The organism is Paenibacillus tuaregi (assembly GCF_900086655.1).
GTDB lineage: Bacteria > Bacillota > Bacilli > Paenibacillales > Paenibacillaceae > Fontibacillus > Fontibacillus tuaregi.
Window position 1 is genome coordinate 4,298,324 of record NZ_LT575476.1, and the last position, 6,270, is coordinate 4,304,593.

6 protein-coding genes (1 of these 6 running past the window's edge) are annotated in these 6,270 nt (G+C 50.0%); 5 read left to right on the top strand and 1 reads right to left on the bottom strand.

Annotated features, from left to right (window positions below):
- The 3 genes from yhbH to BN6628_RS19250 form a co-directional block, all read left to right on the top strand.
- Positions 1–579 carry the 3' portion of a sporulation protein YhbH gene (gene yhbH / locus BN6628_RS19240; RefSeq protein ID WP_068619959.1) on the top strand. It extends 579 nt beyond the left edge of the window, so the window shows 579 of its 1,158 coding nt (coding positions 580–1,158); its start codon lies off the left edge, out of view; it ends in the stop codon at positions 577–579.
- Between the two features lie 12 nt (positions 580–591).
- Positions 592–2,010, top strand: coding sequence for a SpoVR family protein (locus BN6628_RS19245; RefSeq protein ID WP_187386179.1), 1,419 nt, complete (start codon positions 592–594; stop codon positions 2,008–2,010).
- 320 nt (positions 2,011–2,330) lie between these two features.
- Complete coding sequence (locus BN6628_RS19250; protein ID WP_068619961.1) at positions 2,331–2,843, top strand: DUF3231 family protein; 513 nt, start codon at positions 2,331–2,333, stop codon at positions 2,841–2,843.
- A gap of 86 nt (positions 2,844–2,929) precedes the next feature.
- Here BN6628_RS19250 and BN6628_RS19255 read toward each other — a convergent pair whose 3' ends face one another.
- A complete protein-coding gene (locus tag BN6628_RS19255; RefSeq protein WP_068619962.1) occupies positions 2,930–4,825 on the bottom strand; it encodes a PrkA family serine protein kinase in 1,896 nt (631 codons plus the stop codon).
- A gap of 261 nt (positions 4,826–5,086) precedes the next feature.
- Here BN6628_RS19255 and BN6628_RS19260 point away from each other — a divergent pair, with 261 nt between their 5' ends.
- Entirely contained in the window at positions 5,087–5,893 is an 807-nt protein-coding gene (locus BN6628_RS19260; protein WP_068619963.1) for a DUF2161 family putative PD-(D/E)XK-type phosphodiesterase, read from the top strand.
- 173 nt (positions 5,894–6,066) lie between these two features.
- The coding region (locus BN6628_RS26475; protein ID WP_204249262.1) for a hypothetical protein at positions 6,067–6,270 on the top strand (204 nt) is incomplete at its 3' end.

Below are 6,270 nucleotides of genomic sequence, written 5' to 3' on the forward strand. Positions count from 1 at the left end.
GATCTCCGCTATAAGACCTGGGAAGAAATCGTAATTCCCCGTTCCAATGCCGTCATTATCGCCATGATGGATACCTCCGGTTCAATGGGCACCTTCGAGAAGTACTGCGCCAGAAGCTTTTTTTTCTGGATGACCCGGTTCCTCCGACGGCAGTATGAAAAAGTGGAAATTGTCTTCATTGCCCATCACACCGAAGCCCGGGAGGTCAGTGAGGAGGACTTCTTCACACGAGGGGAAAGCGGCGGAACCATCTGCTCCTCAGCCTACTTAAAGGCGCTTGAAGTCATTGACAAGAGATATCCGCCTTCAAGCTATAATATTTACCCGTTTCATTTCTCTGACGGGGATAATCTTACATCCGACAATGAACGGTGTGTGAAGTTAATCGGCGAGCTGCTGGATAAGAGCAATATGTTCGGGTATGGGGAAGTGAACCAATACAACCGGGGAAGCACATTAATGTCCGCCTACAAGCATATTAAGAAGGAACGGTTCCTTCATTATATTATTAAGGAGAAAGGAGCTGTCTATCACGCCCTGAAGAGCTTCTTTCATAAGCAGGAAGGGAGGTTTGCATAAGTGAGCAGTGAAATGCAGCAGCTTGAGAAGGCCATTGCGGAAATCATGGAGATAGCCGATGGATTCGGTCTGGATTATTATCCGATGAGATATGAAATATGCCCGGCGGATATTATCTATACGTTTGGAGCCTACGGCATGCCTACCCGCTTTTCACACTGGAGCTTCGGCAAAACTTTTAATAAGATGAAGCTCCAATATGATTTTGGCCTCAGTAAAATCTATGAGCTCGTCATTAATTCCAACCCATGTTATGCCTTCCTGCTTGACGGCAATAGTCTGATTCAGAATAAGCTGATCGTAGCTCACGTGCTGGCCCACTGTGATTTCTTCAAAAATAACGCCAGATTCTCGGCCACCAACCGGAATATGGTCGAGAGCATGGCCGCCACCGCAGAAAGAATCAGCCAGTATGAACTAATTCATGGGACAGATACAGTGGAAAAATTCGTGGACGCCGTACTTTCTATACAGGAGCATGTTGACCCGCAGCTCATCAAGCCAAGGCGTCTGGATAAGAAACGTTATACCGAAGCCAAAATTCGCGAGCTCAAAGAAGGGGTCAACCCTATCAAGCCTGTCACTCCATATGATGATCTCTGGTCAATAGACGACAAGCCTGCGGCAGGACCTGTGGAGCATCCTATTTTCCCTCCGGAGCCGGAGAAAGACATCGTATGGTTCATCCAGGAATATTCCGAAACTCTGGAAGACTGGCAGAGGGATATCATGAGCATGCTTCGGGAGGAAATGCTGTATTTCTGGCCGCAGATGGAGACCAAGATCATGAATGAAGGCTGGGCCTCCTACTGGCATCAACGCATTATCCGGGAACTGGATCTGACCAGCGAGGAGACGATTGAATTCGCCAAGCTCAACTCCTCTGTGGTGCAGCCTTCAACCCAGAGCTTGAACCCCTACTATCTCGGTCTGAAAATATTTGAGGATATCGAGCGCCGCTGGGATAAGCCAACTCTCGAAGAGCAGGAGCGCTTCGGCAGAAAGCCGGGCAAGGGACGCGAGAAGATCTTCGAGGTTCGTGAGCTGGATTCGGATATCTCATTCATTCGGAGCTATTTGACTAAGAACCTGGTACAGGACCTGGATCTGTATGTATTTGAGAAGCAAGGGCCCGAGTGGACCATTACCGACAAGTCTTGGGAAAATGTCCGGGACCAGTTGGCCCTGTCCCGGGTCAACGGGGGTGCTCCCTACATTGTTGTCCAGGATGGGGATTATCAGCGGAGCGGCGAGCTTGTACTCAGACATAAATATGAGGGAATCGAGCTTGACCTTAAGTATCTCGAACGCACTCTTCCCCATGTATATCAACTGTGGGGGAAAACCGTTCATTTGGAGACGGTCATTGAGGAGAAGAAAGCCGTATTCAGCTTCGACGGGCAGAAGCACTACCGTAAGTTTGTAAGCTGATGTCTTACCAGAGAGACAAAGTATAAGGAGGAGTTCTTTACGAGCTCCTCCTCTTTTGCGTTTAATTTCGCACTGCGGTAATCTTGCCGTCTGGTTATCAGAAAGATTAAATCTCCGCAAAATATCACAGCTTTCTTGTCCCTAGACTTCGATATCTGATCGCCTGCTAGATAAGGCTGGAGAGAAGCTATGCATGCAGCAGCTTAATATATAGAACAGGATAAGCTGGATTCAGAGCAGAAGGCATAAGACCATCATAGATGGGGATTCTAGAATAGACCCTTTAAGCTAAACTATATAACACAAAGGAGCAGTGAATCATGGCTATTCTAGGCGGCAACCCTAAGAACGAACCGCTGCATTACGGGGAAATTTTTGGGGTATGGCAATGTTCTACCAAGGGTAAGGGTTCTTTATCCTCCTTCCAGGCTTTTCTGAACCATGCTGGGGACAAAGATCTGAAGGATATACTTAAAGACCTGATCGACCAAACTACACGGGAAATAAAAGAAGCGGATGAAATTCTGCTGGCGAACGGAATTCCGCCAGTCCCGGCTTTTCCAGAGAGACCGCCTGCGGATCTTGAAGAAATTCCGGTTGGCGCCCGCTTCTCTGATCCGGAAATCGGTGCGGCTGTAGCAACGGCTGTCTCCATGGGTATTGTGGAAGCAAGCCAGGTTATCGCTATTTCAATCCGGGAAGATATAGGGGCTTTATTCCTTAAGAACCACGGATTAAAAGCGGCTCTCGGCGCCCGAATTCTCCGCCTATTGAAAGATAAGGGTTGGCTTGTCCCTCCTCCTCTTCAAATCAAAAGACCGGACGGCGAATAAGCCCGCTCCCTAGACAAGACAAAACAAAACCTCCTATGCCCACGAATCTGTGGAACTGGAGGTTTTTGTCATCTTAATCCACTACCTTAACGGTTCAGCAGGCTTCCCACATAACGAAGAAGTTCATTCGCGCAGACAGGGCAGTAGCCGTGATTATCCATTAACCGCCGACTGACCTCATTAATCCGCTTAAGCTGATTCTCGTCCGGCGTTTTCGTGGAGGTGGTGATTTTGACAATATCTTTGAGATCCACAAACAGCTTCTTCTCAATAGCTTCCCGCAGCCGTTCATGGTCGTTGTATTCGAATTTACGCCCTTTCCGTGAATAAGAGGAAATGCGGATTAGAATCTCTTCGCGGAATGCTTTCTTGGCATTTTCGGAAATCCCAATCTGTTCTTCAATTGAACGCATGAGACGTTCATCCGGATCAAGCTCCTCATCAGTCAGCGGGTCACGGATTTTGGTCCAGTTGCAAAAGGCCTCAATGTTATCGAGGTAATTCTCAAACAAGGTCCGTGCAGACTCTTCAAATGAGTAGACGAAGGCCTTCTGGACTTCTTTCTTGGCAAGCTCATCGTACTCCTTACGCGCAATCGCGATGAAGTTCAAATACCGCTCGCGTTCCTCTCTCGTAATGGAGGCATGCTGATCCAGCCCATCTTTGATAGCCCGTAAAATATCCAGCGCATTAATGCAGTGAAGATCCTGCTTAATCAGGGCACTGGAGATCCGGTTAATCACGTAGCGGGGGTCAACCCCTGACATCCCTTCATCCAGGAACTCATTTTGGAGTTCCTTCAGATCAGCCGTCTTGTAGCCCTCCACCTCTTCACCGTCATAAAGCCGCATTTTCTTAAGAAGATCAACTCCCTGTTTCTTGGAGTCCTTGAGCCGCGTAAGAATCGTGAAGATCGACGCCGCCCGGAGCGCATGAGGCGCAATGTGAATATGGCTCATATCACTTTGACCGATCAGCTTCGCGTAGATTTTCTCTTCCTGGGAGACCTTGAGGTTATAAGGAATCGGCATGACGATCATCCGCGATTGGAGAGCTTCATTCTTCTTGTTCGCAATAAACGATTTGTATTCGGATTCATTCGTATGGGCCACGATCAGTTCATCAGCGCTAATCAGAGCGAACCGGCCCGCCTTGAAATTCCCCTCTTGGGTCAGCGACAGCAAATTCCACAGGAACTTCTCATCACACTTCAGCATCTCCTGGAATTCCATCAGACCACGGTTAGCCTTGTTCAGTTCCCCATCGAACCGGTAAGCCCGGGGATCCGACTCCGAACCGTACTCTGTAATCGTGGAGAAATCTATGCTTCCCGTCAAATCCGCAATGTCCTGGGATTTCGGGTCCGAAGGGCTGAAGGTACCGATTCCAACCCGTGCATCTTCGGAAATTTCCAGCCGGGTTACTCTTACATTCTCAATGTTATTGTCATATTCCGTCTTAAGTTTCATCTGGCAGACCGGGCATAGATTCCCTTCAATCCGAATGCCAAGCTCCTTCTCAACATCCGCACGCAGCTCCAGTGGGATCAAATGCAGCGGGTCCTCATGCATTGGGCAGCCCTCAATAGCATACAGTGCACCCTGATCCGTCCGGGAAAACTTCTCCAGCCCCCGCTTAAGCAAGGTGACCAAGGTGGACTTCCCCCCACTGACGGGTCCCATTAGCAGAAGAATCCTCTTGCGCACATCCAGCCTACGGGCAGCCGAATGGAAGTATTCCTCCACCAGCTTCTCGATGGCACGGTCCAGACCAAAGATCTCCTGCTCAAAAAATTTGTAGCTCTTATGTCCGTTCAATTCTTCAACGCCATAAGAGGTGATCATGTCATACACACGGGCATGAGCCGTCTTGGCCGGAGACGGGTCTTTCTTAAGCAGCTCAATATATTCTTTAAAAGTACCGCTCCATGCCAACCGTTCGCTTTCTGCCCGGTATGCCGCAACGCGTTCAAAAATATCCATGCTTGGTACCTCCTGTGCTTCCGAGTTGAACTACGCATCTATTTCTGTTTTTAGAGCAGTAAGTCACGAGCTAACAACGGTAAATAGAAAAAAAGGATACTACATACTTATGCGAGCTTATACGATTAATTGACGATTTTATCTTAATAACATTTTTCCTATTGGTTAAATGAGAATTTAGATGACTCCTTGCCTCCAACCGCTTGTGGTATACTTCAGTTCATAGGAATATAGGCATCAGCCAAGGAAGGAGCCGTTCAAATGGCGGTTCAACACGAGACCGAACTGTATAAGCCGCTGAAGCTTTTTTTTGAGGCGCAGGGCTATGAGGTGAAAAGCGAGGTCCGCCACTGCGATCTGGTCGGATTCCGTCCAGGTGAGGAGTTCCCTTTAATTGTGGAGATGAAAAAAACCTTCAATCTGGCTCTGCTCCTGCAAGGCATGCAGCGCCAGAAGCTAAGCAAGGAAGTATATCTGGCGGTAGAGAAGAACCGTCAGAAAAAGGGAGCTCATAACCAGCGCTGGGGTGAGATTACCCAGCTATGCCGCAGGCTTGGACTGGGACTGATCACGGTGACGCACTATAAAACCAAAAAGCCGTTCGTTGAGGTGCTCTGCACTCCGGAAGGCACGGCGGTCTACGGCCAGAAGCCGATGAAAGCCCGATTAAACCGGCTCGCAAATGAATTCCGCGAACGGAGCGGAGACTATAACGTAGGCGGCAGCCGCGGCCAGAAGCTGGTCACGGCTTACCGCGAGAAGGCCCTGCGGGTGGCCGAAGTTATGGCCCGCAGCAGCGGACCTATGGCACCGCGCGAAATCCGTGACCAGAGCGGAGTGGGCCGGGCGGCCGACATCCTTCAGCGCAATTATTATGGCTGGTTCGTCCGGATTGCCCGCGGCCGCTACTCCCTCACGCCTGAAGGCGCCGCAGCGCTAAGGACTTACGAGCAGGTGACGAACAGCCACCGGATGTTCGCGGCAGCCGGAGAGCCGTCTGAGGAGACGATCAAGGAAGAGGCTGCCGTGGCAGCAGCCGGGCTGGTGGATCTGATGGAGCGGATGTAATGTAGTGTCACCGGCTTCGGCCATATCTCTTTATGAGCTCCGCATTCCATAACGAGCAGCTGTTGATGGATTGTATCTCGCGCTGACATGTGCAGAGCAGAATCTTGACTCCCGCGGCATTGATCTAAAATAGTATCGATCTTGATGGGCTTGACATTGGGATTCCTATCAACATGCAAGAAGCAAGTGGATTTCCCAAATGGTCTTTCATGGCTGTCCCCAAGGTAAGAGGGAACGGCCGAATCAGTTGGAGGATTCCGCCAGCGACCCGAAGCGGTGCGGGCTTTTCACAAAAAGGCTCGCGTTCAGCCCTCCCAGCGGGCGGTGAACCCCGCCGCCGCATCCGCAAGGCGCGCGAGCCCCAGCCGCATCCGCTG

Coding starts and splice junctions, on each gene's coding strand:
- BN6628_RS19245 (WP_187386179.1), top strand. CDS start 592: ATGCAGCAGCTTGAGAAGGCCATTGCGGAAATCATGGAGATAGCCGAT.
- BN6628_RS19250 (WP_068619961.1), top strand. CDS start 2,331: ATGGCTATTCTAGGCGGCAACCCTAAGAACGAACCGCTGCATTACGGG.
- BN6628_RS19255 (WP_068619962.1), bottom strand. CDS start 4,825: ATGGATATTTTTGAACGCGTTGCGGCATACCGGGCAGAAAGCGAACGG.
- BN6628_RS19260 (WP_068619963.1), top strand. CDS start 5,087: ATGGCGGTTCAACACGAGACCGAACTGTATAAGCCGCTGAAGCTTTTT.